General features: G+C 66.6%; 34 protein-coding genes. 16 read left to right on the forward strand and 18 right to left on the reverse strand.

Annotation, left to right across the window (positions count from 1 at the left end; all coding sequences use genetic code 11):
* Nucleotide 1: 1 nt before the first annotated feature.
* The gene (hsaC, locus tag OG405_RS23755; protein WP_327148657.1) at nt 2-901 is read left to right on the forward strand and encodes an iron-dependent extradiol dioxygenase HsaC; all 900 of its coding nucleotides are present in this window, start codon (nt 2-4) and stop codon (nt 899-901) included.
* A 98-nt stretch (nt 902-999) separates the two neighbouring features.
* Entirely contained in the window at nt 1,000-1,617 is a 618-nt protein-coding gene (gene hsaB, locus OG405_RS23760) for a 3-hydroxy-9,10-secoandrosta-1,3,5(10)-triene-9,17-dione monooxygenase reductase subunit (protein ID WP_327148658.1), read from the forward strand.
* 6 nt (nt 1,618-1,623) lie between these two features.
* Here the strand turns inward: hsaB and OG405_RS23765 are convergent, their stop codons facing one another.
* Both OG405_RS23765 and OG405_RS23770 read right to left on the reverse strand, forming a co-directional pair.
* Nucleotides 1,624-2,067, reverse strand: a complete 444-nt coding sequence (locus tag OG405_RS23765) for a nuclear transport factor 2 family protein (RefSeq protein ID WP_327148659.1) — start codon at nt 2,065-2,067, stop codon at nt 1,624-1,626.
* Between the two features lie 142 nt (nt 2,068-2,209).
* Nucleotides 2,210-2,788 carry a TetR/AcrR family transcriptional regulator gene (locus OG405_RS23770; RefSeq protein ID WP_327148660.1) on the reverse strand — a complete coding sequence of 193 codons (579 nt, stop codon included), beginning with the start codon at nt 2,786-2,788 and terminating at the stop codon, nt 2,210-2,212.
* 188 nt (nt 2,789-2,976) lie between these two features.
* On the opposite strand from OG405_RS23770, the gene OG405_RS23775 reads away from it, so the two are divergent.
* The 3 genes from OG405_RS23775 to OG405_RS23785 are packed head-to-tail and all read left to right on the forward strand — an operon-like array spanning nt 2,977 to nt 4,485.
* Nucleotides 2,977-3,366 (forward strand): hypothetical protein, encoded by a 390-nt coding sequence (locus tag OG405_RS23775; protein ID WP_327148661.1) that lies wholly within the window; start codon nt 2,977-2,979, stop codon nt 3,364-3,366.
* Nucleotides 3,367-3,368: 2 nt separating this feature from the next.
* Nucleotides 3,369-3,986, forward strand: a complete 618-nt coding sequence (locus tag OG405_RS23780) for a pyridoxamine 5'-phosphate oxidase family protein (protein WP_327148662.1) — start codon at nt 3,369-3,371, stop codon at nt 3,984-3,986.
* A gap of 37 nt (nt 3,987-4,023) precedes the next feature.
* The gene (locus tag OG405_RS23785; RefSeq protein ID WP_327148663.1) at nt 4,024-4,485 is read left to right on the forward strand and encodes a nuclear transport factor 2 family protein; all 462 of its coding nucleotides are present in this window, start codon (nt 4,024-4,026) and stop codon (nt 4,483-4,485) included.
* Nucleotides 4,486-4,523: 38 nt separating this feature from the next.
* On the opposite strand, the gene OG405_RS23790 is transcribed toward OG405_RS23785, so the two are convergent.
* The 3 genes from OG405_RS23790 to OG405_RS23800 form a co-directional block, all read right to left on the reverse strand.
* Nucleotides 4,524-4,688, reverse strand: coding sequence for a hypothetical protein (locus OG405_RS23790; RefSeq protein WP_327148664.1), 165 nt, complete (start codon nt 4,686-4,688; stop codon nt 4,524-4,526).
* Nucleotides 4,689-4,702: 14 nt separating this feature from the next.
* Nucleotides 4,703-5,452, reverse strand: a complete 750-nt coding sequence (locus OG405_RS23795; protein ID WP_327148665.1) for a hypothetical protein — start codon at nt 5,450-5,452, stop codon at nt 4,703-4,705.
* 166 nt (nt 5,453-5,618) lie between these two features.
* Nucleotides 5,619-5,996: a MerR family transcriptional regulator gene (locus OG405_RS23800; RefSeq protein WP_327152474.1), complete on the reverse strand. Its 378-nt coding sequence runs from the start codon at nt 5,994-5,996 to the stop codon at nt 5,619-5,621.
* Between the two features lie 65 nt (nt 5,997-6,061).
* On the opposite strand from OG405_RS23800, the gene OG405_RS23805 reads away from it, so the two are divergent.
* Nucleotides 6,062-7,159 (forward strand): alkene reductase, encoded by a 1,098-nt coding sequence (locus tag OG405_RS23805; RefSeq protein ID WP_327148666.1) that lies wholly within the window; start codon nt 6,062-6,064, stop codon nt 7,157-7,159.
* A 155-nt stretch (nt 7,160-7,314) separates the two neighbouring features.
* Here the strand turns inward: OG405_RS23805 and OG405_RS23810 are convergent, their stop codons facing one another.
* The gene (locus tag OG405_RS23810) at nt 7,315-7,506 is read right to left on the reverse strand and encodes a hypothetical protein (RefSeq protein ID WP_327148667.1); all 192 of its coding nucleotides are present in this window, start codon (nt 7,504-7,506) and stop codon (nt 7,315-7,317) included.
* A gap of 40 nt (nt 7,507-7,546) precedes the next feature.
* Between OG405_RS23810 and OG405_RS23815 the strand changes: the two genes are divergently transcribed.
* Nucleotides 7,547-7,786, forward strand: coding sequence for a type II toxin-antitoxin system Phd/YefM family antitoxin (locus OG405_RS23815; RefSeq protein ID WP_327148668.1), 240 nt, complete (start codon nt 7,547-7,549; stop codon nt 7,784-7,786).
* Entirely contained in the window at nt 7,783-8,205 is a 423-nt protein-coding gene (locus OG405_RS23820) for a type II toxin-antitoxin system VapC family toxin (protein ID WP_327148669.1), read from the forward strand. Before OG405_RS23815 ends, OG405_RS23820 begins: the two co-directional genes overlap by 4 nt.
* Nucleotides 8,206-8,218: 13 nt before the next feature.
* Here OG405_RS23820 and OG405_RS23825 read toward each other — a convergent pair whose 3' ends face one another.
* The gene (locus tag OG405_RS23825) at nt 8,219-9,853 is read right to left on the reverse strand and encodes an FAD-binding protein (RefSeq protein WP_327148670.1); all 1,635 of its coding nucleotides are present in this window, start codon (nt 9,851-9,853) and stop codon (nt 8,219-8,221) included.
* Between the two features lie 102 nt (nt 9,854-9,955).
* On the opposite strand from OG405_RS23825, the gene kstD reads away from it, so the two are divergent.
* Both kstD and OG405_RS23835 read left to right on the forward strand, forming a co-directional pair.
* Complete coding sequence (kstD, locus tag OG405_RS23830; RefSeq protein ID WP_327148671.1) at nt 9,956-11,644, forward strand: 3-oxosteroid 1-dehydrogenase; 1,689 nt, start codon at nt 9,956-9,958, stop codon at nt 11,642-11,644.
* A gap of 21 nt (nt 11,645-11,665) precedes the next feature.
* Nucleotides 11,666-12,529 (forward strand): MaoC/PaaZ C-terminal domain-containing protein, encoded by an 864-nt coding sequence (locus OG405_RS23835; protein ID WP_327148672.1) that lies wholly within the window; start codon nt 11,666-11,668, stop codon nt 12,527-12,529.
* Between the two features lie 63 nt (nt 12,530-12,592).
* On the opposite strand, the gene OG405_RS23840 is transcribed toward OG405_RS23835, so the two are convergent.
* The 3 genes from OG405_RS23840 to OG405_RS23850 form a co-directional block, all read right to left on the reverse strand.
* Nucleotides 12,593-13,357 (reverse strand): esterase/lipase family protein, encoded by a 765-nt coding sequence (locus OG405_RS23840; RefSeq protein ID WP_327148673.1) that lies wholly within the window; start codon nt 13,355-13,357, stop codon nt 12,593-12,595.
* Between the two features lie 150 nt (nt 13,358-13,507).
* On the reverse strand, nt 13,508-13,927 hold the full coding sequence (locus tag OG405_RS23845) for a PIN domain nuclease (RefSeq protein ID WP_327148674.1): 420 nt from the start codon (nt 13,925-13,927) through the stop codon (nt 13,508-13,510).
* Complete coding sequence (locus OG405_RS23850) at nt 13,924-14,133, reverse strand: type II toxin-antitoxin system VapB family antitoxin (protein WP_327148675.1); 210 nt, start codon at nt 14,131-14,133, stop codon at nt 13,924-13,926. The genes OG405_RS23845 and OG405_RS23850 overlap by 4 nt, the downstream gene beginning before the upstream one ends.
* 31 nt (nt 14,134-14,164) lie before the next feature.
* On the opposite strand from OG405_RS23850, the gene OG405_RS23855 reads away from it, so the two are divergent.
* Nucleotides 14,165-14,314, forward strand: coding sequence for a hypothetical protein (locus tag OG405_RS23855; RefSeq protein ID WP_327148676.1), 150 nt, complete (start codon nt 14,165-14,167; stop codon nt 14,312-14,314).
* A 39-nt stretch (nt 14,315-14,353) separates the two neighbouring features.
* On the opposite strand, the gene OG405_RS23860 is transcribed toward OG405_RS23855, so the two are convergent.
* Nucleotides 14,354-15,001: a TetR/AcrR family transcriptional regulator gene (locus OG405_RS23860; protein ID WP_327148677.1), complete on the reverse strand. Its 648-nt coding sequence runs from the start codon at nt 14,999-15,001 to the stop codon at nt 14,354-14,356.
* An 88-nt stretch (nt 15,002-15,089) separates the two neighbouring features.
* Here OG405_RS23860 and OG405_RS23865 point away from each other — a divergent pair, with 88 nt between their 5' ends.
* Nucleotides 15,090-16,046: an alpha/beta hydrolase gene (locus OG405_RS23865; RefSeq protein WP_327148678.1), complete on the forward strand. Its 957-nt coding sequence runs from the start codon at nt 15,090-15,092 to the stop codon at nt 16,044-16,046.
* A gap of 40 nt (nt 16,047-16,086) precedes the next feature.
* Entirely contained in the window at nt 16,087-17,637 is a 1,551-nt protein-coding gene (locus OG405_RS23870) for a carboxylesterase/lipase family protein (RefSeq protein ID WP_327148679.1), read from the forward strand.
* A gap of 221 nt (nt 17,638-17,858) precedes the next feature.
* On the opposite strand, the gene OG405_RS23875 is transcribed toward OG405_RS23870, so the two are convergent.
* Nucleotides 17,859-19,061 carry a hypothetical protein gene (locus OG405_RS23875; protein ID WP_327148680.1) on the reverse strand — a complete coding sequence of 401 codons (1,203 nt, stop codon included), beginning with the start codon at nt 19,059-19,061 and terminating at the stop codon, nt 17,859-17,861.
* A 145-nt stretch (nt 19,062-19,206) separates the two neighbouring features.
* On the opposite strand from OG405_RS23875, the gene OG405_RS23880 reads away from it, so the two are divergent.
* Nucleotides 19,207-19,851: a class I SAM-dependent methyltransferase gene (locus OG405_RS23880; RefSeq protein WP_327152475.1), complete on the forward strand. Its 645-nt coding sequence runs from the start codon at nt 19,207-19,209 to the stop codon at nt 19,849-19,851.
* Between the two features lie 8 nt (nt 19,852-19,859).
* Here OG405_RS23880 and OG405_RS23885 read toward each other — a convergent pair whose 3' ends face one another.
* The 3 genes from OG405_RS23885 to OG405_RS23895 form a co-directional block, all read right to left on the reverse strand.
* Nucleotides 19,860-20,507, reverse strand: coding sequence for a 2'-5' RNA ligase family protein (locus tag OG405_RS23885; RefSeq protein WP_327148681.1), 648 nt, complete (start codon nt 20,505-20,507; stop codon nt 19,860-19,862).
* Entirely contained in the window at nt 20,494-20,808 is a 315-nt protein-coding gene (locus OG405_RS23890; RefSeq protein ID WP_327148682.1) for a hypothetical protein, read from the reverse strand. The genes OG405_RS23885 and OG405_RS23890 overlap by 14 nt, the downstream gene beginning before the upstream one ends.
* A gap of 204 nt (nt 20,809-21,012) precedes the next feature.
* Entirely contained in the window at nt 21,013-21,837 is an 825-nt protein-coding gene (locus OG405_RS23895) for a helix-turn-helix domain-containing protein (RefSeq protein ID WP_327148683.1), read from the reverse strand.
* 156 nt (nt 21,838-21,993) lie between these two features.
* On the opposite strand from OG405_RS23895, the gene OG405_RS23900 reads away from it, so the two are divergent.
* Nucleotides 21,994-22,230, forward strand: coding sequence for a hypothetical protein (locus tag OG405_RS23900; RefSeq protein ID WP_327148684.1), 237 nt, complete (start codon nt 21,994-21,996; stop codon nt 22,228-22,230).
* A 121-nt stretch (nt 22,231-22,351) separates the two neighbouring features.
* Nucleotides 22,352-22,675: a hypothetical protein gene (locus tag OG405_RS23905; RefSeq protein ID WP_327148685.1), complete on the forward strand. Its 324-nt coding sequence runs from the start codon at nt 22,352-22,354 to the stop codon at nt 22,673-22,675.
* A 166-nt stretch (nt 22,676-22,841) separates the two neighbouring features.
* Here OG405_RS23905 and OG405_RS23910 read toward each other — a convergent pair whose 3' ends face one another.
* The 3 genes from OG405_RS23910 to OG405_RS23920 are packed head-to-tail and all read right to left on the reverse strand — an operon-like array spanning nt 22,842 to nt 25,569.
* Entirely contained in the window at nt 22,842-23,339 is a 498-nt protein-coding gene (locus OG405_RS23910; protein WP_327148686.1) for a hypothetical protein, read from the reverse strand.
* On the reverse strand, nt 23,336-24,610 hold the full coding sequence (locus OG405_RS23915) for a DUF58 domain-containing protein (protein ID WP_327148687.1): 1,275 nt from the start codon (nt 24,608-24,610) through the stop codon (nt 23,336-23,338). The genes OG405_RS23910 and OG405_RS23915 overlap by 4 nt, the downstream gene beginning before the upstream one ends.
* Nucleotides 24,607-25,569, reverse strand: a complete 963-nt coding sequence (locus tag OG405_RS23920) for an AAA family ATPase (RefSeq protein ID WP_327148688.1) — start codon at nt 25,567-25,569, stop codon at nt 24,607-24,609. Before OG405_RS23920 ends, OG405_RS23915 begins: the two co-directional genes overlap by 4 nt.
* Nucleotides 25,570-25,577 lie beyond the last annotated feature (8 nt).

Raw genomic sequence — 25,577 nt, forward strand, 5'->3', positions numbered from 1 at the left:
AATGAGTATCAAGGCACTCGGGTACATGCGCATCGAGGCCACCGATATGGCGGCCTGGCGCGAGTACGGCTTGAAAGTGCTCGGCATGATGGAGGGCGACGGAGCGAATCCCGATGCGCTCTACCTGCGCATGGACGATTTCGCCGCCCGGCTCGTGATCGAGCCCGGTAGTAAGGACCGGCTGCTGGTCTCCGGCTGGGAGGTCACCGACGCCCCCGCGCTGCAACGCCTGCGCGAGACGCTGGATAAAGCCGGGGTGGCGTTCGAAGAGGGCACCAAGGAGGAACTGGCCGAGCGCCGGGTCGAGGGCATGATCCGGTTCTCCGATCCCTCCGACAACACCCTCGAGGCGTTCTACGGCGCGCAGTACCTCGGACGGCGGTTCGTCAGCCCGTACGGCCACAAATTCGTCACCGCCGAGCAGGGCCTGGGACATGTGGTCCTGACCTGCTCCGACGATGCCGCGGCACAGGCGTTCTACCAGGACGTACTGGGATTCCGGCTGCGTGACTCGATGCGGTTGCCGCCGCAGCTGGTGGGCCGCCCGGAGGACGGCGATCCGGCCTGGCTGCGGTTCTACGGCTGCAACCCACGCCATCACGCGCTGGCCTTCCTGCCGCTGCCCAACCCGACCGGCATCGTCCATCTCATGGTCGAGGTGGAGAACTCCGACGATGTCGGCCTGGCCTTGGATCGGGCGCTGCGCAAGAAGGTGAAGATGTCGGCCACGCTGGGCCGGCATATCAACGACAAAATGCTGTCGTTCTATATGAAGACTCCGGGCGGATTCGATATCGAATTCGGCTGTGAGGGACTGGAAGTCGACGACCACAGCTGGACCGCCCGGGAATCCACCGCGGTGAGCCTGTGGGGTCACGATTTCTCGGTGGGTTTCAAGTGATCTCCGGCCGGGCCCGGTGCGATACTCGCACCGGGCCCGGCTGAATCCGGCGGTCCGTCCGCCGGCAGCTCCGTGAACGAGGCGAGGACGGTATGAACGTGACGGCACCAGCGGATCCGGCGGACAGCACGGGGGAAGCGGCCGCGGCGCAGGCCCCCATCGATCCCCGGCAGTTCCGCAATATCCTCGGGCAGTTCTGCACCGGTATCACGGTGATCACCACGGTCACCGACGGTGATACCCCCATCGGTTTCGCCTGCCAGTCCTTCGCCGCGCTCTCCCTGGAACCACCCCTGGTGCTGTTCTGCCCGACCAAAGGGTCCCGTTCATGGGCCGCGATCGAGGCCGACGGGCGTTTCTGTGTCAACGTACTGGCCGAGGAGCAGCAACCGGTCTGCGCGAAATTCGGTTCCCGCGAACCGGACAAGTTCGGCGGAACCGATTGGCACACCTCCGAACTGGGCCTGCCCCGGCTCGACAACTCGCTGGCCACCATCGAATGCCGGGTGGACAGCGTGGTCGACGGCGGCGACCATTTCATCGTGATCGGCCGGGTCCTGGCGATGTCGGAGACCCCCGCTACCTCGAACGGCCGCCCGCTGCTGTTCTACCGGGGCCAGTACACCGCCATCGAGCCGGAGAAGACCACCCCGGCCCCCTGGCGCGCCGACCTGGACCATTTCCTCACCACCACGACCTTGGACACCTGGCTCTGACGGCTTTTACCGGCCGTCGGCGTCGAATGCCTGGGCGACAGCGAGGCTGTCCTCGTAGATATGGTGCCGGGTGACCAAGCCGTCTTCGAAGGTGAGGTGCATAGCGAACCGTGCGCGGTACGCACGTCCGGTGGACCGAGCAGTCTGGCGAATCTCGCCGATCACGACCGCGTCGTTTCCGTCGACCAGAATGCGCTCGACCTCCGTCGCCACCTGCTCCGGCACGTGGTGCTCGGCGATTTCGCGATAGTGGGCGGCCGCGTCGGCCCGGGTGGCCCGGTGACGGATCCAGGGCGTGGCGGCGCGACCGTGCTCGGCCTCCGGCCAGTTCAGCTTCCAATCGCCACGCTCGGCGTACAGCTCGGCGATGAGCTCGGGATCGCCCGCCCCGATCGCGCGCAGTAGCTCCTCGACCGCGGCCCTTGTGCTCGTCGATGTGGTTATGGACATGATCGGCCCTCCGTATGGTGCGCGTCCCCGCTCATGCGGCGAGATCACCAACGTAGCCCGCGCTGTCCGGCCGAGACGATTACCTCCGAGGTAAGGGAGCTCATCATCAAGGGGTGAACGCCTCCCGGCGGCACGATCGGGATCAGGCCGACGATCCGTCACGTTCTTCGGCCGCGGCGAGCAAGACCTCGGCCGCGGCGCGCGCTTGGCGCGCTGCCTGCGGCTCATCGTGCAGAGCGGCGGTCACCATGGCGCCGTTGGCGAGAATCATGAGCTGATCGGCCAGGCCCACGGGAAGTGAGCATTCGGCGACGAGGTCGGCCAGATAGTCACGCACAGCGAGTTTGTGACTGCGTGCGATCCGGCCGACCTCGTCGGAGGTACCGCCCAGTTCCCCGACGGTGTTGATGAACAGGCAGCCCCGGAAACCGGGTTCTTCGAACCAGTCGAGCAAGAAGTCGAACACCGCGAGGACCCGCTCCCGCGGCGTGCGGGTCCGCGCGTCCACAAATTCGGCAATCGCACTACGCACGTCACGGTCGCGCTGCGCCAATACCGCACACACCAGATCGGCTTTGGAGGGGTAGTGCTGGTAGAGGCGCTTCAACGGCACGTTCGCGGCGTCGCGAATGCTGTCCATCCCGACCGCCTGCACACCTCGGTCATTGAACAACCGGTCGGCTGCGGCGAGTACCTGTAGCGCGTCGGTTTCATCCGGCACAGCGGCCTCCCTTGCGTTGAGAACCTTCGTTCTCCTATACTATCGACACGATCGAGAACGGTCGTTCTCACCAGATTTCCGGCCACTCGACACGGCGACCCGGTGACACCCGGTCCAGCTCGAGAATTCACAGCAAGAAGGTCCGGGGCCGATCGGTCCCGGGCTCGTCTACCCCCTGGAGAAAAGCAATGAGTCGCAACACCTCGACCAAAACCGCGGTTCTCGTGATGAGCGACCCCAACGGCGGCGACGAAGCACTCGGCCGCGTGTTCAATGCCCTCGCCGCCGCCTATGACTTCGACCAGGCCGGCGACGAGGTGCGGCTGCAATTCCAGGGTGCGGGCACCCGCTGGCCCGAGCTTCTGAACTCGCCCGAGCACCCCGCCTACGACGTCTACCAGGCAGTGCGCCATACGATCGCCGGTGTCTCCTGCGGATGCACCGACTTCTTCGGCGGCAAGGAAGGCGCTCAGGCTTCCGGGCTCGACCTGATCAAGGACAACCCGCTGCCGGGTACCTCGGGTCTGGCCAGCTTGCGCGCCCTCGTCGACAACGGATACTCGATCCTGTCGTTCTGACCATGGAACATTTCTTCGCACTGACTTTCGGAGCGGATGAGCAGGCGCATCAGCGCCGACGGGGCTCGTTCGACCGCTACGAACACGCGATTTCCGCCGCGCCCACGCCGACCGGTATGGGCGCGGCGGAAGCCGAGTTCCTACAGCGCCGCGACAGTTTCTACATCGCCTCCACCGGCAGCAACGGCTGGCCCTACGTGCAACACCGCGGTGGGCCGGCGGGCTTCGTGAAAGTAACCGGCCCCACGCAGCTGGTCTGGGGTGAGAGCCTCGGCAACCGCCAGTACATCACCGCCGGCCACCTCGACCACGACGACCGGGTCGCGATCATCGCGGTGGACTATCCGAATCGGAAACGGCTCAAGGTCCTCGGTCACGCGCGATTCGATCCGGATCCCGCACCCGAACTACTCGAACAACTCGGGACGAACGGCCGACTCGAAGGCCTTCTGACCGTCGAGGTCGTCGCATTCGACTGGAACTGCCCCAAGTTCATCACTCCGCGCTTCACCGCCGACGAAATGCGGGCCGCCACCGAACCACTACGAGAACGGATCAGCCAACTCGAGTCGGAGCTGGCCGCACATCGGAGCAGCGCCACCGGTCCACCGTCATCGTGACCGATCGCGCCGTCACAACACACCATGAAAGGCTGCCATGACCGATACGCGACCACCGTACCCTCCGTTCACCGCGGCCACCGCGCTCCAGAAGGTCCGCGCCGCGGAGAACGCGTGGAACACCCGGGACCCACAGCGGGTCGCCCTGGCGTACACCCCGGACTCGGTCTGGCGGAATCGCGATCAGTTCGTCACCGGGCGCGATGAGATCGTCGCGTTCCTGACTGCCAAGTGGGAGCGAGAGCTGGACTACGCACTCCGCAAGCAGCTGTGGAGTTTCAACGAGAACCACATCGCGGTCCGCTTCCAGTACGAATGGCACGACACCACGGGTCAGTGGTGGCGCAGCTACGGCAACGAACTGTGGGAGTTCGACGATCACGGGCTGATGCGGCGCCGGGAAGCGAGCATCAACGATGTCGCGATCGCCGAAACCGACCGAAGGATCCACGGGCCGCGAGCCGAGCACGAATACGAGGTGGACATTCCGCTTCGGTAGCAGCCCGTCGGATCCCCGCCGCCGGAACATCCAGCGAACTACCCCCGGTTTCCCGCCAGTTCCTCGACGATCCTTTCCGGCCCCGCTCCGGCCCGGCCGTCGGCATCGGCGGGCAACAGCTCGGCCATAGCGGTGATGTAGGCGGCCGCATGTGGGGGCGTATACGCATCGAGCGAATAGGCGCCGACCGGATCCATCCGCATAGCGAGACCGACGGTCAGGGCGCGGCCGCGAAATAGGCCGTGCGCACGTCCACGATCGTCGGCGGTGGCAGGTCGGGGGAACCGGCACCGAGTTCGCCTATGGCGACATGCCAGGTGGGGGCGGATGTGTCGATGGCGGTGCGGGCGTCGGAAGGTTGCAGGACGACTTCGGCTCCGCCGGTGCACGAATAGGCGCCGACCAGACCGTCGGCGCGGCCGCCCCACGCCCCGCCGACCCGGATACGGCATTTGCGACCATCGGCGAGTTCGAGCGCCCACGGCTCGGGGTCCGCGATCTTTCCGATCGGTTCCAGCCGGGGATCCACGGTATACCAGCGCAGTTCACGGTTCCAGGGGTCATCGGCGCAGAGCACTTCGCTCCGGGCGGGTCGGACCCAGCACACATCCGCGGCGTCGGCCGAGGCACCGCAGTGGTAGATCCCGGGACTGGTCGCCGAGCGACTGGACGTGCTTTCATCGCAGTCGATTTCGCCGGCGGGAGCGGTACCGGATACGACGAAACCGTCGGACGGCTGACCGGATGCGTCGACAGCCACCAGCGAGACCATCGCGGTCGGCGGCGGGTCCGGCCGCTCCTGTTCCGAAGTCGCTGCGACCGGGGACGATTGAACCGCTCCTGGTGGGGCGGTCACCGAAACCACTGAGCCGGGGTCACCTCCGCTCGGTGACGCGCAACCACTCAGCGCCGCCACCAGCAGCGCCGAGAAGACCGGTACCGACCGTACCCACACCGCGAACGCCATGAGTCACCACCTGACTCGGGGACAGTGGGCCCGAGTGTAGGCCGGATAGGTCGCGAAATCGGCAGAACCGCCGGAGTGATCCGGGACCGGACGCGCCCCGGAACCGATCGACCGCGCGACGGTAGCGCGTCGTCGTCCCGGGCAGCCCGCTCCTACCCGGCGGCTCTCACTCGGCTGTGGTCGTGAAACCCGCGCCCGCCCGTTCGATCACCTCGTCGAGTACCCCGCGGGAGCGGAGCAGATCGGCGATCATCCCGTCGATGCGCTTGCGCTCGACCTCCAGTTCTCCGACCAGTTCCGGTGTCGCGTATTCGTTCGCGCCGCCGTCGGTATCGGGCATGCAGGGCAGGATCTGCACGATCTTCTTACTGCACAGTCCGGCGGCGAACAGCTCCTGGATCTGCACGACCTGATCCACTGCCTGCTCGGGGTAGTCGCGATGCCCACCCGGTGTACGTTCGGCCGTGAGCAGCCGCTGCTCCTCGTAGTAACGCAATGACCGTTCACTGACTCCGGTCCGCTGCGCCAGTTCCCCGATGCGCATTCTCACCTCGCTGTTCCGCTCCAGGACTTGAATCTCACATCAATGTGAGGTCTTACCGTCCAGGCATGACAACCACAGCAGCCCCCGATCTATTCGCTCCCACCCGCCTGGCCGGACTCGAATTGCCGCATCGCCTGGTCATGGCCCCGTTGACCCGTAACCGCGCCGAAGCCGACGGGACCCCCTCCGAGCTGATGGCGGCCTATTACGCCCAGCGGGCCGGAGCAGGTCTGATCATCGCCGAGGCCGCGACCCCCAACCAGGTGGGCCAGACCTACGCCAATATCCCCGGTATCCACCGGGCCGAGCACATCGTCGGCTGGCGCCGCGTCACCGACGCGGTCCACGCCGCGGGCGGCCGGATGTTCCTGCAACTCCAGCACGGCGGCCGGGTCGGCCATCCCGACAACAGCGGCCTGGTCCCGGTGGCTCCCTCACCGATTCCGCTCCCCGAGACCGTGCACACTCCGTCGGGCCGTCAACCCGCCGTGACACCGCGCGAACTCTCGGTCGCCGAGATCGGCTCGACGGTCGCCGATTTCGTCGCCGCCGCGCACAACGCCGTCGAGGCCGGGTTCGCCGGGGTGGAAGTGCACAGCGCCAACGGCTACCTGCTGCATCAGTTCCTGGCCGAGAACACCAACCGGCGAACCGATGCCTATGGTGGCCCGGTCGAGAACCGGATCCGTTTCACAGTCGAGGTCGTGCGGGCGGTGGCGGCGGCCATCGGCCCGAAGCGGGTGGGGTTGCGTATTTCCCCGGCGAACCCCGCCAACGGGATAGCCGAAGGTGATACCGGCGCCATCTATCCGGCACTCGTCACCGCACTCGCCGGCCTGGGCCTGGCCTACCTGCATATCGTCCGGATCGATCCGGAGGACCCGTTGCTGCGGCAGATCCGGGAGATCTGGCCCGGCAGCCTCGTCGCCAACCCGGCGAAATCGGGCGATACCCGCGACCCCCGTGCCCTCACAGTCGAGGCCGAGCGCCTGCTCGCCGCCGGAGCCGACCATATCGCCCTGGGCCGCTCCTTCCTGGCCAACCCCGACCTGGTCGAACGTCTGCGTATCGGTGCGCCCTTGAACGCGATACGGGACGCGCACCTGATGTATGTGGGTGGTGCCGAGGGCTACACCGACTATCCGACGCTCGCGCAAGCGTGAGCTCCCCCGGCTGCCGTGCCTCGCCCGGAATTCCGGGACCGATCCGAGAACGGGTCAGAGATGGGCGACCGCGTTCCGGTAACGCCGTACCAGCGTGCGGATGTGTTCCACCAGCTCGGGCGGACCGTCGATCCGGAAATCCATCATGAGCATGCTCAGTAGATGGCGATCGTCTCCATCGCGTCCGCGCCGGTGAGCAGCAGACACGAGTTCTCGTCCACCGGTTCCACCACACCGACCGCGGGATTGATCCCGGCGATGACCTGTCGAGATAACGGGCGCGGGGGCAGATGCGGTCCGTGCCCGCCGGTCAGCAGCCACATCGGACGGGTAGCCTCCAGCACCATCAGGCGGTAATGTAACTACATACCTACAAAGAGGTGTTCGATGAGTATCGTAACTTCCCGCGACTTCAACCACGATGTGACTGCCGCGAAGCGGGCGGCCGGCCGCGGGCCGGTGATCATCACAGACCACGGCCGACCGTCTCATGTGCTTCTGACCTTCGCCGACTACCAGGAGCTCACTCGGACCGGACTTTCACTGGCGGACGCCTTCACAATGAACGATCACATCGACTTCGAGCCGGTGCGGCCCTCGGACTCGCTCCGCGAGGTCGATCTGTGAGTTTTCTTCTGGACACCAACGTCGTCTCCGAGCTGCGAAAAGGAGAAGATCGGAGGGACCGGAACGTCGACCGATGGGCACGAAATCTATCGCCCTCGGACACGTACCTCTCGGTGATCACTCTGCTCGAACTCCGGGCCGGGATCGAAAATAAACGCCGCTGCGATGTGGCGCAGGCCCGAGCGCTCGATCACTGGCTGAACGAAGGAGTGCTGCCGGCCTACGCAGGCAGGGTGCTCGATATCGATCAGAAAATCGCGGAGATCGCGGCCCGCATGCACGTCCCCCACCGGCGGCCGGCTCACGACGCCTTGATCGCTGCCACGGCCACCGCGTACGGCCTGACCCTCGCCACGCGCAACGAGGCCGACTTCCGGCCGATGGGAGTCGCCTTCGTCAACCCTTGGGAAGAAGGCTGAACGCGGCGAGGGTCTATCTCCCCTGGGATGTCTCCGCTCCGGGCGTACCTTCCCCAACGGCCGATCCCCCCGCCACACTCCGGCCCGCGCGCCGGCCGGAGAAAACGCAGTCCGACAGGGAAAGTCCGCTGACGTAGGAGTTCACGCAGATCCCCGCTGCCGTCCGGCCCGCCGCGTACAGACCCGGTATCACGCCGCCGCGGGTATCGCGGACCGCACCGGTCTGCTCGTCGACCGCGAGACCGCCGACGGTGAACATCGGGCACGGATTGGTCAGGCTCGGTGCGATGGAGACGTCGAGCATCCAGTACGGGCCCGCACCTACCGGGCGGACGTACTCGGCGGGCTTACCCACCGGGTCGGGTGCGCCGGTCGCGAAGGCGCTGTTGTGCGCGGCGACGGTCTCCCGCAGGCCCGTCGGGTCCACACCGGCGGCGGCTGCCACCTCGTCGAGGGTCTTCCCCCGCTCGGCCTTGCGCCGCATCACCTCGAACTGCATCCGCTGGAACCAGGCCGCCTGCGGCCCGATCTGGGAGATCGCCGTCCGCATGAGGGCGTCGTCGGCGAGCAACCAGCCGATACCGTCGTGCCGGTTGATCAGGGCATCGCCGACCGCGGCACCGTAGCGGGTCTCGTCGATGACCCGCTGTCCTTTGCCGTCGACCAGCATCGCGCCCGCGAACGAGCTCGGCGGCAGCAGGAATCGCCAGGCCGATACATTGCTCATCCGGTCGGTCGCGGCGCCGACACTGCGACCCAGTTCGATCCCGCTGCCGTCGTCACCGGAGCTGCCGAGGGCCAGTCCGTTCTTGTAGGCGGGCGCGTAGGCGTGCAGCATCTCGCGGTTGGCGATGAAACCGCCCGCTGTCAGCACCACCCCGCGCCGGGCGAGGACCCGGATGGTGGTTCCGTACCGCCGATCCAGCCGGGCCAGCTGCTTCTCCAGAGCCCGGCGCAGCGGCGGGTAGTAGATACCGGGTTTGGCGGCGACCGCGGCCATCCGTATGTAACGGGTCTTGACGCGCGCGGGGGCGTCGCGCAGGGTCCGGCATTCGACTCCCACGACCGCGCCGGTGTCATCGGTGACCAGGGCAGTGGCGGTGGTGAGCGATTCGACCCGCACCCCCGCGAGCTCTGCCGAGCGGGCCAGCGGCGCGAACAGTTTCTTGCCGGAAGTACCCCAACCTTTGACCCGATGACCGCGCTGAGCAGGGGTGATATCGGCGAACGCGCCGGAGATCTCGCTACCGGAGTAGTAGAGGTAGTAGTCGTTGTTCGGGTAGGAGGTCTTGTACGGGCACAGCGACGCTTCGAACGGCACCCCGTGCCCGGTCAGCCAGTCGATCATGGCGGGACTGTCGTCGACGAAGCGGCGCAGAGTCGCCGGGGAGACAGCGTCGCCGACCTCGCGTTCGAGGTAGGCGAGCATCAGTTCCGGGGTGTCCTCGACCCCACCCGCGCGCTGCACCCAGGTACCGCCACCCGCGTAGATGATGCCGCCGGACAGGGCGGTCGCTCCCCCGCCGGTGAAACGGTCCAGTACCAGGACCTGGGCTCCGTCCTCCGTGGCCTGCAAGGCGGTGGCCGCGCCCGCCGCGCCGTATCCGACGACCACCACGTCCGCGGCCAGGTCCCATTCGTGCGTCATCTACCACTCCACCAGAAACTGAAACGAGTTTCCCTGCTGTTTACACCACAGATCAAGTCATCTGCCACACAACATAGACCAACAGCGCCCTCATTCTATAACGTGTTCTACATGAACGATCGGGAATACGACGTGGTGGTGGTCGGCAGCGGCGCCGCCGGGATGACCGCCGCCCTCACCGCCGCGCACAACGGGCTGAGTGTGGTGCTCCTGGAGAAGGCGCCGTACTACGGCGGATCCACCGCGCGCTCGGGCGGCGGGGTGTGGATCCCCGGCAACAAGGCTCTGCGCGAGTCGGGCGGCCCCGACGACCGCGAGGAAGCGCGCAGGTACCTGCACAGCATCATCGGGGACGTGGTCCCCGCCGAACGGATCGATACCTATATCGACCGCGGCGCGGAGGCCATGGATTTCGTCCTCGCCCATTCACCGCTGAAGATGACCTGGGTCAAGGGCTACTCGGACTACTACCCCGAGGCTCCCGGCGGCCGGGCGGGCGGCCGATCCTGTGAACCGAAGCCCTTCAACGCCAAGATCCTCGGCGAGGAGCGGTTCAATATTCACCCGCCCTACTCGAAGGCCCCGCTGAACGTGGCGGTCACCCAGGCCGATTTCGTCCGGCTGAACCTGATCCGCCGCCACCCCAAGGGCGCACTGCGGGCCCTGCGGGTCGGCGTGCGCACCTACTGGGCCAAATTCACCAACAAACATCTGATGGTGATGGGCCAGGCGGTGATCGCCGGTATGCGCAAGGGCCTGATGGACGCGAACGTGCCCGTGCTGCTCGACACCCCCATGACGAAACTCGTCGTCACCGACGGCAAGATCACCGGTGTCGAAGCCACCCACAAGGGTGAAACCGTCATCTTCACCGCCCGCCACGGCGTGATCCTGGGCAGTGGCGGTTTCGAGCACAACGCGGAGATGCGCGCCAAGTACCAGCGCGAGCCGATCACCACTGAATGGACAACCGGTGCCGCCACCAACACCGGCGATGGCATCGTCGCGGGTATGGACGCGGGCGCCGCTATCGGCTTCATGGAGGACGCCTGGTGGGGTCCGACCATCTTCAAGGGCGGTAAGCCCTGGTTCGCACTATCCGAGCGCAACCTGCCCGGGTCGATCATGATCAACCCGAAGGGCGAGCGGTTCGGCAACGAATCCGCGCCCTACGTCGAGGCCGTGCACACCATGTACGGCGGTGAGTACGGGCAGGGAGAGGGCCCGGGCGAGAACATCCCCACCTGGCTCGTCTTCGACCAGCGCTACCGCAACCGGTACATGTTCGCCAGCCTCCAGCCGGGCCTGAAGTTCCCGTCACGTTGGATGGAGAACGACCTCATCGTCAAGGCCGCGACCCTGGACGAACTGGCCGAGAAGATCGGTGTCCCCGCCGATAAACTGGCCGCCACGGTGGAGCGGTTCAACACCTTCGCCGAAACCGGGAAGGACGAGGATTACGGCCGCGGCGACAGTCAGTACGACCGGTACTACGGCGATCCGACCGTCAAACCGAACCCGTGCCTCGCCTCGCTGGTCCAGGGCCCGTTCTACGCGGCCAAGATGGTCCCGGGCGATCTCGGCACCAAAGGCGGACTGGTCGCCGATACCGCCGCGCGCGTACTGCGCGAGGACGGCACTCCGATCGAGGGCCTGTACGCGTCCGGAAACGTCTCGACCCCGGTGATGGGCCACACTTACGCGGGCCCCGGCGCCACCATCGGACCCGCGATCGCCTTCGGCTACCTCGCGGTCCACGACATCATCGACCGCAAGAAAACCGCGGCCTGAGCCGATCCGAGGAGATCTCGTATGCCGATCGATCCGAAAGCCGCGCTGGGGGCCGAGCTCCCGAGCAAGGAATTCTCCTGGACCGCCTCCGATATCCAGCTCTACCACCTGGGTATCGGTGCGGGCCACCGCTGGACCGACCCCGCCGAACTGCGCTACCTCGCCGACCGGGAACCGCAGGTCCTGCCCACTTTCGCCACCGTCGCCCACACCCTGCGCGATACCGACCCGCCGAAGGTGAAATTCCCCGGCGTCGATATCGACCTGGCCAAGGTGGTGCACGGTTCGCAGGAGGTGCAGGTGCACCGGCCGCTGCCCGCCTCGGGTAAAGCGACCCGCACCGGCCGGATCAGCGAACTGTGGGACAAGGGTTCCAACGCGGTGATCGTGCAGGAGTTCACCGTCACCGATTCCGAGGGCGAAGCACTGTGGACCGAACGCTCCTCCATCTTCGCCCGCGGCGAAGGCGGATTCGGCGGCGAACGCGGCCCGAGCGGCAGAGCCGAACTCCCCGAACGGGATCCAGATTTCGATGTCACCACCGCGACCCTGCCGCAGCAGGCTCTGCTCTATCGCCTCTGCGGTGACCGCAACCCGCTGCATTCCGATCCGGAGTTCGCGAAGGGCGCGGGGTTTCCGGCGCCGATCCTGCACGGACTGTGCACCTACGGGATCATCTGTAAAACCGCCACCGACACAGTGCTGGACCTGGTCGCCGGCCGAGTGACCGGTTTCAAGGCGAGGTTCGCGGGTGTGCTGTTCCCCGGGGAGACGCTGCGGTCGCGGATCTGGCAGGAACCTGGTCAGCTGATCATCAGCGCCACCGCCGTCGAACGCGACGACGCCCCGGTGCTGGGAGATGTAGTGCTCACCTACGCCGACTGAAGTCGGCAGGTGACTGCCGCTGTGCCCGACGGATCCCAGGGGATCCGCCGGGCACAGTCTTTCCTACGGCCGCGAACTGAGGAAGAATTGCCGCGGGCAGTCGGTGGCGAGCGGCCCACCGCGCAGTGCCGAATCGATCAGGTTCTGGAACGCCGCGTCCTGAGGCTCTTCACGGTGGGTGACATGGCGACCGGAGCAGTACTGCTGGACACTCGCATTGACCGCCCCGGGTAGATGGAGGCGCTCGGGCCCCTCGTTCTCCGAATACAGGTGATAGGCCGGAATCCCGAGCGGTAGCGCCGGCGGGGTGTTCAGCTGTTGGAGGAACTCCGAAGCGGGTGCGATATCCCGACATCCGGGGAAAACAGGCGCGCAGAGAAACCCCAGCGGCTCACCGTAATTCGGCGTACCGAAATCGAGATAGGTTCCCACCGAGTCGGCTCCGCCGAGAAATTTCACATAGTGCCGCTGCGCCAGCCCACCCATGGAGTGCCCGACCAGGTCGACCCGCCGGGCACCGGTGGACCGCCGGATCTCGGCGACTTTGCCGGCGACCACTGTCGCCGATTCGGCGATCCCCGCGGTCCCCGAGGAACCAGCGGGCATCGCGGACAGCACCATGGAGTAGGCGAGATAACCACGATCGGCCAATTCCGATCGCAGGTTCTCCAGAATGCCGCGGTCGGCATCGAAACCACCGATGACCAGAACTGGATTCAACGGTGCGGGGTCGGCTCGGGCAAAGCCACCCGGGAGGGCCGCCGCAAGGCCGCCCAGTGATACGACGACGACAGCGAATCGGGCGAGCACCGCGAGCGCCGTTTTCATAGACCTGCTTTCCGGAGGTGAGTGACCGCTCGCCGTCACCCCGGACCGCGAACAGCGTCGACCGACGGCCAGGATGCTAGCGCGGTGATCGCGCCGAGCCGGGTAGGCGCGACGGGTTCACCCTGCGCATCGACCACCCGCCACAGGTGTTCAGCTGATCGTTCCCGGTGGAGCGATCCACTGAGTCGGCTGACCGGTCGCCGCGGCGACCGTCTCGAAGTCGCGGTCGTAGTGGAGCATCGTGAGCCGGTGCGCTTCCGCTGTTGCCGCGATCGCCAGGTCGGCCACGCCGGCACTACGGTGACTCCCCTGTTCGGTGAGAAGTTGCTGGACCCGATGCGCTCGCGTCCACACATTGTCCGGGGTCACCACCCAGCCGAACAGTTCGGTGAGCAACTCCTTCTTCCGCAATCGATCGGCCAGCGATCGGGCCGCGAAGAGAAGCTCCAGTTCCACGGGGTCGCACATTGCGACTACTCCGGCAGTGAACGCTTCGTGCCAGGTCTTGCGCAGTGCCGGGTCGCGCAGTACCCGGACCGCAGCCGAGGTGTCGATCAGGTAGCCGATCACGGGCGGTAGGCATCCTTGTCCAGCAGGAGGTCGAAGTCCCCCTGCTCGGCCATCTCGCCGAGCGCGTTCAGCGCGTGGACCCGCTTGAGCCGTTTCGATACCTCGATCAATGCCGCATTGACCGTGTCCTTCTTGGTCCCGGTTCCCAGCAGACGTTGCGCTTCCGCCAGTGCTTCGTCATCTACTTCGATCAGCAATTTGGACATGACCACCCCCTGTATATATAGGATATTCAGATTGAATATACATGATATCGGTGCGGTGGTCGGGGCGGCTTTCGCGGCGGTTCTGGCGGTGCCGGACAACCCGGACCTCGATTTCGGCACGCTACTCGACGAAACACTCGATCAGTTGTCCGCGATGCGCGCGCCGGGCGGGTCGCGGTAGCGGAGGCCCGGCTACACTACAACCAGGCGCAGAGCGTCGTCACGGCCGGCCCAGGCCTGCGGCCCGCTCCCGGATCCCGCCGAGGATGGTGTCGAAGGTCCGGTCGAATTCGGTCACGGATCCGAAGTCGGCCATCTCGGGTGCGTGAGCGGCCAAGGCCGGGTAGAGCTCGGGGTCGATCGCGGGAACGGTTGCGGTAGCGTCGTTTCCGCCGCTCAGGACCGCGAGTAGATATCCGTTGAGGAAGCCGAACAGAATCATCGGCGTGTCCGAGATGACCCGGTCGGGCAGACCGTCGGCGCGCATCGCGATGACCAGCCGCTCCAACGCGGCCAGAGCCGGCGGCGAGATCTGCGGCCGTGTGGCCAGCAAGGGGACCACGTGGGGGTGCCGGTAGGCGATCGTCCGATAGCGGTGTGCCGTCCAGCGCGCGATCTCTTCCCAGGTATCGGGCGCCTCGTCGGCCTCGGCCGACATCTCGGCGAGCACGGCCTCGGAGACCGCGTCCAGTAGCCCGGCTTTGCCCTTGATGTGGTTGTAGATCGACATCGGGTCGACCCCGAGCTCGTCGGCGAGCCGCCGTACCCCGAAGCGTTCCAGACCGTCGCGGTCGACGAGCGCGACGGCGGCGCCTGCGATGCGCTCGCGGGTCAGCCCGGCCGATGTGCCCTGTGCACGCTTGGCCACGCTCACTCCTCTCCCTTGTCAAACCTACACCGTAGGATATACCGTCGGCCTAAACCTACGATGTAGGTTTCAGGATCGAGGAGTAGCGATGAGCGAAGCCGTCAGCATCGAACGGCCACACCAACCGGACTATTCGACGGTCACGGCCGATGAACTGGCCGCCTACCGCACGGCGGAGAACCGATTCCGCGCCTCGAAGGCGGCGCGAGCGCTGATCGGCACACCCGACCCCGCTGCCGCGATCACCTGGCAGCAGGTATCACTACCCGGCCGCGAGCTCCCCGTTCGGGTGTATCAGCCCGAGCGTGGCAGCACGGACGAGCTGCCGCTCGTAATCCATGTGCACGGCGGCAGTTTCGTAGGCACTGCCGTGCAATGCGATTGGGCCAACAGCTACCTCGCCGCGCACCTGCCCGCGGTCATCGTCTCGGTCGAACACCGCCTCCTCACCGCCGACACCCCGCTGCCGGCCGCCGCCGACGACGGCTGGGACGTGCTCGAGCACGTACTGTTGCACGCCGCGCACTGGGGCGTCGACCCAGGACGGACCGCCGTCTTCGGCGAAAGCTGCGGCGCGCTGATCAGTGCCCTGACCGCGATCCGCGCCGAGCGCAACGGCCTGCGGCTGCGCGCGCAGGTGCTGGTCAATCCCGCCACCGATGTCACCGAGACGATGTTCGACTACCCCTCGATCACCGAATACGGCGATACCCCCACCGTGGCGACCGCGCAGTTCCGCGCGCAACTGGAGCTGTTCCGGCGATTGGCGATTCCCGCGGGCACCGACGCACGGGCGCTGTCACCGCTGTATGCCGACGCACTCGGCGAACTGGCGCCCGCGCTCGTGGTGGTCCCGACCCATGATCCGGTAGCCGACCACGGCCGCCGCTACGCCGAACGGCTACAGGCAGCCGGAACACCCACTCAGCTGCTCGAATACCCCGGAGCGACCCACGCCTTCCTCACCACGCCGGGTGTAACGCCACAGGCCGAGACCGCACGCGCGGACATCCTCGAGTTCCTCCGGGCGAGCCTCGCCCGATGACCGGGCCCAGGCCACCGGTGTGCCGAAAGGACGAACAGTCGTGAACCGCCGGGCATTTCTCCTCAGCGCGGCCGCGCTGTCCGCCAGCGCCTGCGGTGGCGGACAGACCGCCGAATCGATCGTCGCCACCACGGCCGGGCAGGTTCGGGGCGCCCAGGAAGCAGGCGTGCATGTGTTCAAGGGCGTTCCTTACGCCGCCCCACCGCAGGGCGTGTACCGCTATCTGCCACCGCGACCGGTCCCGCCGTGGTCCGGGGTGCGCGATGCGTCGGCCCTCGGGCCCACACCACCGCAACCACCGACGCCGCCGCCATTGGACTTCTTCGCCCCGGCAATCCCCGGCGCGGACTACCTCAACCTGAATATCTGGACCCCCGAACCGGGTTCGGCGCGCCTGCCGGTGCTGGTGTGGATCTTCGGCGGCGGTTTCGACACCGGCAGCAACGGTCTCTACGACGGCCGGGCCTTCGCCCGCGACGGCGTGGTGTTCGTCGCGATCAACTACCGGCTCGGCGCCGAAGGCTTCCTGTTCCTCGACGACGGCGTGGCCAATGTGGCGCTCCTGGATCAGATTGCCGCGCTGGAATGGGTGCGCGACAATATCGCGGCCTTCGGCGGCGATCCCGGAAACGTCACTGTCTTCGGTCAATCCGCCGGCGCGATGGCCGTCGGCACCCTGCTGGCGATGCCGTCGGCCCAGGGGCTGTTCCGGCGCGCGATCCTGGAGAGCGGTGCCGGCAATCTCTGCTACTCCACCCACACCGCCCACGAGATCGGGCAGCGCCTCGCCGCGAAACTCGCGGTGCCACCGATTCGCGAAGCGGTCGCCGAGGCTGGTGTCGAGCGGGTGCTCGCCGCCCAATCCGCGGTGATGAGCGACCTCGCCCGGCAACCGGATCCGCAACGTTGGGGCGGTGAGCCGGGATGCCGGGTCAACATGTGGCGGCCCACCCTCGACGGCGCTACCCTGCCCGCCAAACCCATCGACGCCATCACCGCCGGTGCCGGTGCCGGGGTGGATCTGCTGCTCGGCCACAACAGCGAGGAGGGCCGACTGTCGCTGGTACCGTTCCGCGATCTCGGCTCGGTCACCGAGGCGGAACTGACCACCGCGATGCACCTGTACCGGCTGCCCGTCGACCGGGCCCTCCCCGCCTATCGCACCGCCTATCCTGCCGCCGATCCCGGTGCACTGCTGGCGATCCTGCAGGCGGACTGGTTCTACACCATCCCCGGATTACGGCTCGCCGACGCCCGGGCCGGCGGATCAGCGCCCACCTATCTGTACGAATTCGCTTGGCGCTCAACTCAATTCGGCGGACAACTCGGCGCCTGCCACTTCCTGGAAGTCCCGTTCGTGTTCGACCGGCTGCACGACCAGCGAATGCAGTGGATCACCGGCCCGAACCCACCACAGCAGCTGGCCGATCTGATGCACAACACCTGGGTCCGATTCGCCCGAACCGGTCTGACGCACTGGCCGCGTTACGAACCCACCCGCAGAACCACCATGCGACTGGACCTCCACCCCACTCTCGTCGACGACCCGTACCCGGTCCGGAATCTGTGGGACGAAGTCGACCTGTACTGACGACGCACCCACCGACCGGTACGGATCCGGATTGAACGACCGTGGTATCGAAGCCGAATTCGTCGCCGCCGACGCCCTCGAGTCGGCAGAGCTCGGCCGCACCGCTGTCCGTGCTGACAACCGTCGCATAGCGAGGGCCCCATGATGTCGTACCCGGTCCGAAATCTGCTCACAGCAGATGAGGCGGCGGCGAACGCGTACCGACGTGCTGCGGGTCCCCGTCAGAGCGGGCGGTGGAATCCCGGTGAAGCGACGGCCAGTCGTAATCTGGCGTCGTCGCGATGGGACAGGATGAGTTCGTACCAATCCGGCGTACGAACCTGCGCGGAGATACCGTCGATGCCGGTGGAGGTGGTCACCCCCCAGCCCAGTTGCTCCCAGGTCCGCAGGATCAGCGGCAGATAAGCCTGCGCGCGGTCCGGGAATGGTGGGTCGAGGAAGTAGCGGCTCTCGAGCCGATCCACCTGGTAGACATTGCCCGCATCGTCGTCGAACGGAAGTACGGTCTCGCCGTTCAGGCCGTCCTGAGGGCTGATACGCAGCTGGCCGTCCACCGCTTCGAGCAATTCCGCGACGAGACCGGCGATGCGCACCCGGGCACTCTCCTCGGTGAGTTCGGGATTCCAGATGACCGCCCGCGCCGCGCGAACCGTCGAGAGGGCCGCGACCTGTTGCCGGAGTTCCTCCGGGGTCGGCGGTGTCTCGGAGGCCGGGGGCTCGTGGGGACGATCGCGCGCCAACTCGAAACCGCAACCCATCAGATCGTCGAAGGTGCGACCGAAGTCCATGGGCCGCTCCATATCGCCGCCGAATTCCCAGCCGACGGTCCCGTCCGGCAGATCGGCGGAGACGAAATAGTTGGTTTCACCCAGGCCCTTGGCTATCAGCATCGCTCGATCGCCCGGAATGCGCTCGTCGCTATCCCAGTTCCGCACCGATTCGACCATGGCGAGCTCGGCATAGGTCCGCATATCGCGGGGACGGGTGGGGCCGAAGGAGAGACCGTCCAGATCGGTGAACCCGGCATGCACCATGCTGAGAAAAACCCGCAGCGACTCCGGCAACGCATCCCAGCAGGGCGGCACATCGGCCCCGAAGGTCGCCGGATCCCAGCCGATCCGGAATTCGTGCGGTTGGAACGGCTTGCGAAGTGCGTAGAGCAGCACCCAGTCGCCACGGAGTAAACAGACACGGACATCGTCGAGGCATTCGGCGAGCACGGCACCGAACCGCGGCACCAGCTCGAACAGGTCGAGGTTCCACAGCGCCACCGCAGCCGCACTGCGGACGCGAGCATCGCCGGCGCCGGCGATCTCCGCCCACTGCGTGGGCACATGAGCGGCGGCCGAACTCCCCGGTTCGACGAGCAGCGCTGAGCCGGACCCGTATTCCGCTACGACCCGCGCGAAGTCCGAAGTGTCCACGGCATGCATTGAACAGCACTCGTCCGACAGATACTCGTCACTTCCCGGTATTCCCCGCTCGACATGCCACGATGTGGTTACCAGACCCGGGAACAGGGAGGTGGCGGCATTGCCCGAACAACCCGAGGACCGCACCGACGATCGGCTGGGCAGCAGACGGCCCACCAGCCACGAGCGCAGCAGCGGCCGCCCCTGGGACGCCTCTTATCGGGACGGTCCCGCCCCCTGGGACACCGGCCGCCCACAACCCGCCGTCGTACGAACAGCGGCGGAGGGCGGTTTCACCGGCTCGGTGCTCGACGCGGGCTGCGGCACCGGAGAGAACGCCCTGCACATCGCCGCGCTGGGGCTGCGGGTTCTGGGTTTCGACGTCGCCGTGACAGCCCTGGAAACCGCACGCGCGAAAGCGGCGGACCGTGGTATCGAGGCCGAATTCGTCACCGCCGACGCACTCGAGTCGGCAGGACTCGACCGCACCTTCGACACGGTCCTCGATTGCGGACTGTTCCACACCTTCGACCGGGACGAGCGAATCCCGTACGTCTCGAGCCTGGCCTCGGTGACCGAACCCGGCGCGGTCCTGTACGTGTTGTGCTTCAGCGACGAGGGCACCGACCTCGGCCCGCACCCGGTGAGCCCGGAGGACCTCAACGACGCCTTCAGCCCTTCGGCCGGATGGAATATCGCCTCGGTCGAACCGGAACGGATCGAAACGAGATTCCACGAACATGGAGCACCGGCCTGGTGGGCGAGGATCGATCGGGTCCAGGCCGAGGACCCACGCCAGTGACGATCCTGCTACACGTCGCCGGCAAGCGGGATTCGCGCGATCGGTTCCCACGAATACGATGTCCGGCCTCGCTGCAGCAGCACCATGACGGCATCCACGACTCTCGTACTCACCGTCCGTTTGCTGCGATCGAGCCCGGCCACAGCAGTGACGACTTTCGGCGGGACGGGCCCGTCGTAGTTGCAATAGGCAAGAGTTATGTGCGGCTCGATGTTCGATGTTCGAACCGGCGGGCCCGAAGCCTGAACGGTGGCCGCCCGCAATCCCGAACGCAGTTCGTTGACGCGTGCGATCGGCGCGATATCGAAAACGATCGCGCTCGGCACCCGTCGCAAGGCACCAACGTGCAAGTCGAACGGCGGAATTGCGCGAAGGTTCTCCTGCGCAAGGGCTTCCGTTTCTCGGAGGTCTTCGGTCGATATTTCGCCTGGGCCGGCTATCCGCTCGAGTGTGAGATGAAGCGCCTGGAGGGGAACCAGATCGTAATACGGAAGTTCGATCGAGCGCTGGCTCTCTGCAACCAGAGAATGCAACGGCACAGAGTGCTCGAACGTCAGAAACCAGTAATAGCCGGCCGGGCCCGACGGCTTTACCCAGTGGCTCCGGAGCACATCGTTCTCATGATCTGGCTTCGCCGCCTCGTCAGTTCGTGCCACTGACTGCTCCCATCTCGGAAATCACAGCGCGTGCAGTCTCCAGATGCGGCGAATCACCCCACCTCGAGGCGATATCGTCGGCGAATTCGGCGGCGCGAGTCCGCACCGGAACCATCGGCTCACCAGGGAAAGTATCGAGTGCGTCGATCACGAGTGATACCGCGCGCTCCAGGTCTTCTTCCGGGCGGAGTACTGCCGAACGTGCCAGATCGATCTGCACCAGCGCCCGCCCCCAGGGACACTCGGACCGGTCCATCTCGCGCAACGCCCTGCTCACGTAGTCCTCTACCCGATCCGGCATCCGCAAGGAAAGGTAAGCCGTTGCAGCGTTACCGGCTACTTGCGCTGAACTGTTTCCCTGCATCGAAATGCTGGAGAGTGCCTCCGTAGTCATATCGGCACCGCCCATCAGTTCGTAGGCTTCCTCTACCGCCCGATCCACACCCCGGACATCCCCTAGCTTGCCCAACGCCCTCGCCACACCGTTCATCTGCAAACGAACGCTCTATGGACCTCCTCGGGCCAGACCCAGCCCATCTCGAGCGAAGCCCAAGGCTTCGTCATATCGGCCCGCGTAGTACTCGCAATAACTCTGCATGCCGCGCGCCCATGCCTGGGTATTCGGCGATTCCGCCAGACCACTCAGCTGAAACGCCTCCGAACTGTAGGCACGGGCCAAGGTGAACTCGCCCGAACCCACATAGATGAAGCCGAGCAGCCCCGAGGTCTGCGCGGCTGTTTCGAACAGCTGTTGCCGCTGCCCGGTGTTTCCACAGTCCTCCAACAAGGCCTCTATCCACCTTCTCTGGTTTACGAATCCGCCGACAAGCTTTGCAGCGTCTACCGTTTCGTAGGATTCGATGACCTGATGGATGTGTGCCGCCAATCCGGTTACAACCTCTGGATCGACCGATCTGCTCAGTCTCTGGATCCTCCCCAGCACCTCCAACAGCTCACTGGTGTTCTGGCTGTCCCCCGACCGTATTGAATGGATATCCCCCGCGCCGGTGACTTCCTGCGACGAGGGCGAATTCACTAGTCTCCGCGTTGTGCTGCGGATTGCGCGTTGAGTGTCGGACGCCACGCTACGCAGACGATTCAACGATCCGACGGCACCGACCACGGAATCTATTGCGGCGACCAGTTCCCGCGACGGCAGATTACCGTCCGCCCACTCCGCCATAGAAACGTACTGTCGCGAATAGCCGATCTTTCCAGCGAGAACCCGCTGGCTCATCCCCGCGTCGAGCCTGTGCTGTTTGATCTCCCGTGCCAGCCGATCGGCGATCGCGGCCGCCTCACCGTCGGGCGGTACGCTCCGGCCGGTCATCGGATTCCCCTCCCACTCATGAGCCCATTCTGACCCGTCATCCGTTATGGCAACCCTGATTTCTCCCAACTTGCCACCTTCTGCGCTCATCTCATCGGCGGTTCTCTGAAGCCGGACAGCGCAGGAAGCGCGCCGAGTTCAGGAAGGCGGAACCTCATGGAGAGCAGTGCACAGGAACCGGTCCCATCGCTACCGCTGAGAGGACCGATCAGCAATCAGGCCATCGCACTCGCCCGAACGCTCTGGGACGACGACCACTGCACCGATCTCGCGCTGCTCGAACGGGTCGCCGCGGGGCTGCGGGCGGAGCGACCCGGGTCCCGGCCGCACCTGCAACACGAGATCGACTCCGTCATCGCCCGGTACCGGGCCCAGCATCGCCATGTCCGCTGATCGAGTGGCGTGGCCGATTTGCGACGCCCATCCGGTCCCATGGGTCACCGCGGCGATGCTGGAGTGGATAAGTGGCACGTGCCCGCGTCGCTGGGTGCGGTGCCCCGAATCTCTCTACTGCTTGAAAGGGGCACCGGTGCTCGGCGGGCGGATCGGTGATCACGACCGCAATGTCACGGGAATCTGCCCGTGGATCGGTGTGCGGGTATTGGACACCGATCCCGAATGCGGGTGTGGGCCCACGATCACCACGCGACAACTACGGATCGTGCTCCGGGAGCGCGGGCGGCCCGATGGGGCGATCCGTTCGGTCGGCTGCCCCGGCCGGGGCTGCGGGGAGATCGTGTCGACGGGCGGTGGCCGGATCAGCCGCCACGGCGGTGGCCCGTGTCCGTGGGCGGGTACCCATGTCCTCGATCGCGGTGTGCACCCGCCGATTCTGTGACCGGCGGGTGCGTGAACCGCAACCTCCGTGAACCGCAACCTCGGGGACCCGAGTTCCTCCACCCACTCGGCGAGCAACTCCTCCGGCCGCGTCTGCGGAAGCGGCAGCCCGCGACAGTGCAGTAGTTGCAGGATCTGCCCACCCAGGCCCCGGGTCAACGCTTCTTTCACGGTTCGGCGCGAGTTGCCGGCTTCTCTCCTGTTTCCACCACTGCCTGCGGTGACGATGTCACCGGCGGCCGCCGGCGCGCCGTGGTGATGCTGTAGGTGAGGATCGACGAGAGCAGGATCACCAGCACCGGGGCGACCACCGGCGCCCATACCAATTCGACCGGGAGCAGCGCCGCCGACGCTGCCGCCGCCGTCCACAGGACCGCGCCCACCACCGACGGGAGTGTGGTCGGGACGACCCCGCGCGGAGCCGTCACGGTCGCGATGTTCAGCAGATACGTGGTGGCCACCAGACCGGCCGCGGCCGCCGCGACCAGGCCGGTATCGGAGAGCGCGAGCATGCCGATCACCAGCAGTACCGCGCCGATCGCGGCCCAGCGCCACCACCAGCCGACCACCACCAGCACGATCGCGGCGGGCGCCGCCCACGGCTGGATCAGGGCGACCAGCAGCACCAGCAGCGTGCCGGACAGGTGCGCGAGGAATTTGGTCATCGGCGCACTCGGATCATCCGGCGGTGCTGGGGCAGCAGCCGCATCGTCTGGTCCAGGCGGGCGTCAGCGGCCCACGGGACGATATCCACCCCGACCGTGCTCATATCGCGGTACATCGACATCCGCTCCAGCTGCCACATCTTCTCCAACGTCGGGTCGAGATCGCTTGCGAAAGGACTGCCACGCAGCACATCCACCGCGACCACCACATGCCCGCGTTTACGCAGATCGATCAGCGCCAGCGCGAACTGGGTGTCCAGCAGGGTGGTGAACGCGACGATGACCGCGCCCAGCGGGACCGCCGCGTAGGGGGCCAGGGTGCCGGTCGTGGGAATGAACTCGTCACCGACATCGAGCACGGTGTCGACGATCCGATAGAACTGCCGGCGACCGATATCGGGGCGCAGCCAGCGCGGCGACCGGCCCAAACAGACGACAGCGGTGCGGTCCCCGGCCTGCAACGTGGACTGCACGACCTGCGCGGCCCCGCGTACCGAGAGCTCCAGCGCGTCGGTGGCCGGGCCGGGCGCCTGCTGTGAGGTGTCCACCAGTACGACTACATCGGCGGAACGGTTGGTGAGGCGTTCGGTCACGTACAGGCGGCCGCGGCGGGCGCTGACCGGCCAGTTCACGATGCGCAACTGGTCGCCGGGGGCGTAGGCGCGGATATCGGCGTATTCCACACCGGGGCCGTGCCGGCGGGTGAGATGCACGCCGAGGCGTTCGGGAAGCTCGGTGCGCGGTAACCGCATCCGCTGTGGGTCGGTGATCGGGTAGACGTAGATCTCCCCGGCGGGCAGGGTCGCGGTGGCCAGCGCCATTCCGGCCGGGCTCAATGCCTTGACCCGGACCTTTATCGGATAGCGACCCCAGCGCGCCGCCGACACCGTCAATCGCAGCCCGGCCGGGGCCGTCCCGGAGTCCGCGGACTCCGCCACCGTCACCGTCATCCCGTCGACCGCGACCGGTTTACAGCGCAGCAGCGCCTGCCCCTGGTCGACGAAGGCGGCGATGGTGACGGTGACCTCTTCGTTCTCGAAACACCGGTGCGTACCGCCACCATCGACCTGGATCCGGGTCCGCGACACCTGCCAGGGCGCGCTGGCCAGCACGCCGAGCATCGGCGCGGCGAATACGACCAGCTGCCAACTCCCCGCGACCACCGCGCCGAGCAGCGCGACGGCCGAGGCGATGGCCAGCAGATAGGTCAGCGGGGCGGGCCGCCAGCGCAGGCGGGCCTCCACCGTGGCACTGGCGTCGCGGTGTTTCATGGCGTGGCGGCGCGCGGGACCGGCAGGCGGCGCAGCAGTTCACTGATCACGTCCTCGCCCCGGATGCGCCGCACCCACATCTCCGGCCGCAGGGTGATCCGGTGCGCCATGGCTGGAATCGCGAGCGCCTTCACATCTTCGGGAACCACGAAATCGCGGCCGTTCAACAGCGCGCGAGCGCGAGCCATCTGCACCAGGTCCAGCTCCGAACGCGGGCTCGCGCCGACCTCGACCTGCGCGTGGGCCCGGGTCGCGCTCGCCAGGGACACCACGTAACTCACCACATCCGGGTGCACCGAGACGAACTCCACCGCGTGCCGCATCTCCAGCAGCCCCTTGGCGTCGGCCACCTGGTTCACCCGCGGCTGCACGGCGCCGCGTTCCAGCCGGCGCCGGATCATCTGGGTCTCGTCCTGCTCGGACAGGTAGCCGAGCCGCAGCTGGATGGCGAACCGGTCCAGCTGGGCTTCCGGCAGCGGATAGGTTCCCTCGTATTCGATGGGGTTGTCGGTGGCGAGCACGATGAACGGCTGCGGCAGCGGGAAGGTCTCACCGTCGATGCTGACCTGGCCCTCCGCCATCGCCTCCAGCAGCGCCGCCTGCGTTTTCGGTGGGGTGCGGTTCACCTCGTCGGCGAGCAGCATATGGGTGAACACCGGGCCCCGGCGGAAAGTGAAGCGGCCGGTGGACATGTCGTAGATGGTGGAGCCGAGCAGATCGGCCGGCAGCAGGTCGGGGGTGAACTGCACCCGGGTGAAGTCCAGGCCGAGAGCGGCCGCGAACGACCGGGCTATCAATGTTTTGCCCAGGCCCGGCAGATCCTCGATGAGCACATGGCCGCCGGCCAGTATCGCGATCATGATGAGCTGTAACTCATCGCGTTTGCCGACCACCACCCGGGAAACCTCCCGGAGCACGGCTTCGGTGCGTTGGACGGTCATGTCCAAAGGCATCGTCATGTCATTTC

Source organism: Nocardia sp. NBC_01329, from assembly GCF_035956715.1.
Taxonomy (GTDB): domain Bacteria; phylum Actinomycetota; class Actinomycetes; order Mycobacteriales; family Mycobacteriaceae; genus Nocardia.

Bases quoted from the DNA above. Each gene is read 5' to 3' on its own strand.
- OG405_RS23865 (WP_327148678.1), top strand. From the start codon at position 15,090: ATGAGCGAAGCCGTCAGCATCGAACGGCCACACCAACCGGACTATTCG.
- OG405_RS23775 (WP_327148661.1), top strand. From the start codon at position 2,977: ATGAGTCGCAACACCTCGACCAAAACCGCGGTTCTCGTGATGAGCGAC.
- OG405_RS23790 (WP_327148664.1), bottom strand. From the start codon at position 4,688: ATGCGGATGGATCCGGTCGGCGCCTATTCGCTCGATGCGTATACGCCC.
- OG405_RS23915 (WP_327148687.1), bottom strand. From the start codon at position 24,610: ATGAAACACCGCGACGCCAGTGCCACGGTGGAGGCCCGCCTGCGCTGG.
- OG405_RS23765 (WP_327148659.1), bottom strand. From the start codon at position 2,067: ATGTCCATAACCACATCGACGAGCACAAGGGCCGCGGTCGAGGAGCTA.
- OG405_RS23805 (WP_327148666.1), top strand. From the start codon at position 6,062: ATGACAACCACAGCAGCCCCCGATCTATTCGCTCCCACCCGCCTGGCC.
- OG405_RS23920 (WP_327148688.1), bottom strand. From the start codon at position 25,569: ATGACGATGCCTTTGGACATGACCGTCCAACGCACCGAAGCCGTGCTC.
- OG405_RS23810 (WP_327148667.1), bottom strand. From the start codon at position 7,506: ATGGTGCTGGAGGCTACCCGTCCGATGTGGCTGCTGACCGGCGGGCAC.
- OG405_RS23825 (WP_327148670.1), bottom strand. From the start codon at position 9,853: ATGACGCACGAATGGGACCTGGCCGCGGACGTGGTGGTCGTCGGATAC.
- OG405_RS23780 (WP_327148662.1), top strand. From the start codon at position 3,369: ATGGAACATTTCTTCGCACTGACTTTCGGAGCGGATGAGCAGGCGCAT.
- OG405_RS23900 (WP_327148684.1), top strand. From the start codon at position 21,994: ATGGAGAGCAGTGCACAGGAACCGGTCCCATCGCTACCGCTGAGAGGA.
- OG405_RS23840 (WP_327148673.1), bottom strand. From the start codon at position 13,357: ATGAAAACGGCGCTCGCGGTGCTCGCCCGATTCGCTGTCGTCGTCGTA.
- OG405_RS23835 (WP_327148672.1), top strand. From the start codon at position 11,666: ATGCCGATCGATCCGAAAGCCGCGCTGGGGGCCGAGCTCCCGAGCAAG.
- hsaC (WP_327148657.1), top strand. From the start codon at position 2: ATGAGTATCAAGGCACTCGGGTACATGCGCATCGAGGCCACCGATATG.
- OG405_RS23795 (WP_327148665.1), bottom strand. From the start codon at position 5,452: ATGGCGTTCGCGGTGTGGGTACGGTCGGTACCGGTCTTCTCGGCGCTG.
- OG405_RS23815 (WP_327148668.1), top strand. From the start codon at position 7,547: ATGAGTATCGTAACTTCCCGCGACTTCAACCACGATGTGACTGCCGCG.
- OG405_RS23800 (WP_327152474.1), bottom strand. From the start codon at position 5,996: ATGCGCATCGGGGAACTGGCGCAGCGGACCGGAGTCAGTGAACGGTCA.
- OG405_RS23895 (WP_327148683.1), bottom strand. From the start codon at position 21,837: ATGACCGGCCGGAGCGTACCGCCCGACGGTGAGGCGGCCGCGATCGCC.
- OG405_RS23890 (WP_327148682.1), bottom strand. From the start codon at position 20,808: ATGCCGGATCGGGTAGAGGACTACGTGAGCAGGGCGTTGCGCGAGATG.
- OG405_RS23850 (WP_327148675.1), bottom strand. From the start codon at position 14,133: ATGTCCAAATTGCTGATCGAAGTAGATGACGAAGCACTGGCGGAAGCG.
- OG405_RS23910 (WP_327148686.1), bottom strand. From the start codon at position 23,339: ATGACCAAATTCCTCGCGCACCTGTCCGGCACGCTGCTGGTGCTGCTG.
- OG405_RS23785 (WP_327148663.1), top strand. From the start codon at position 4,024: ATGACCGATACGCGACCACCGTACCCTCCGTTCACCGCGGCCACCGCG.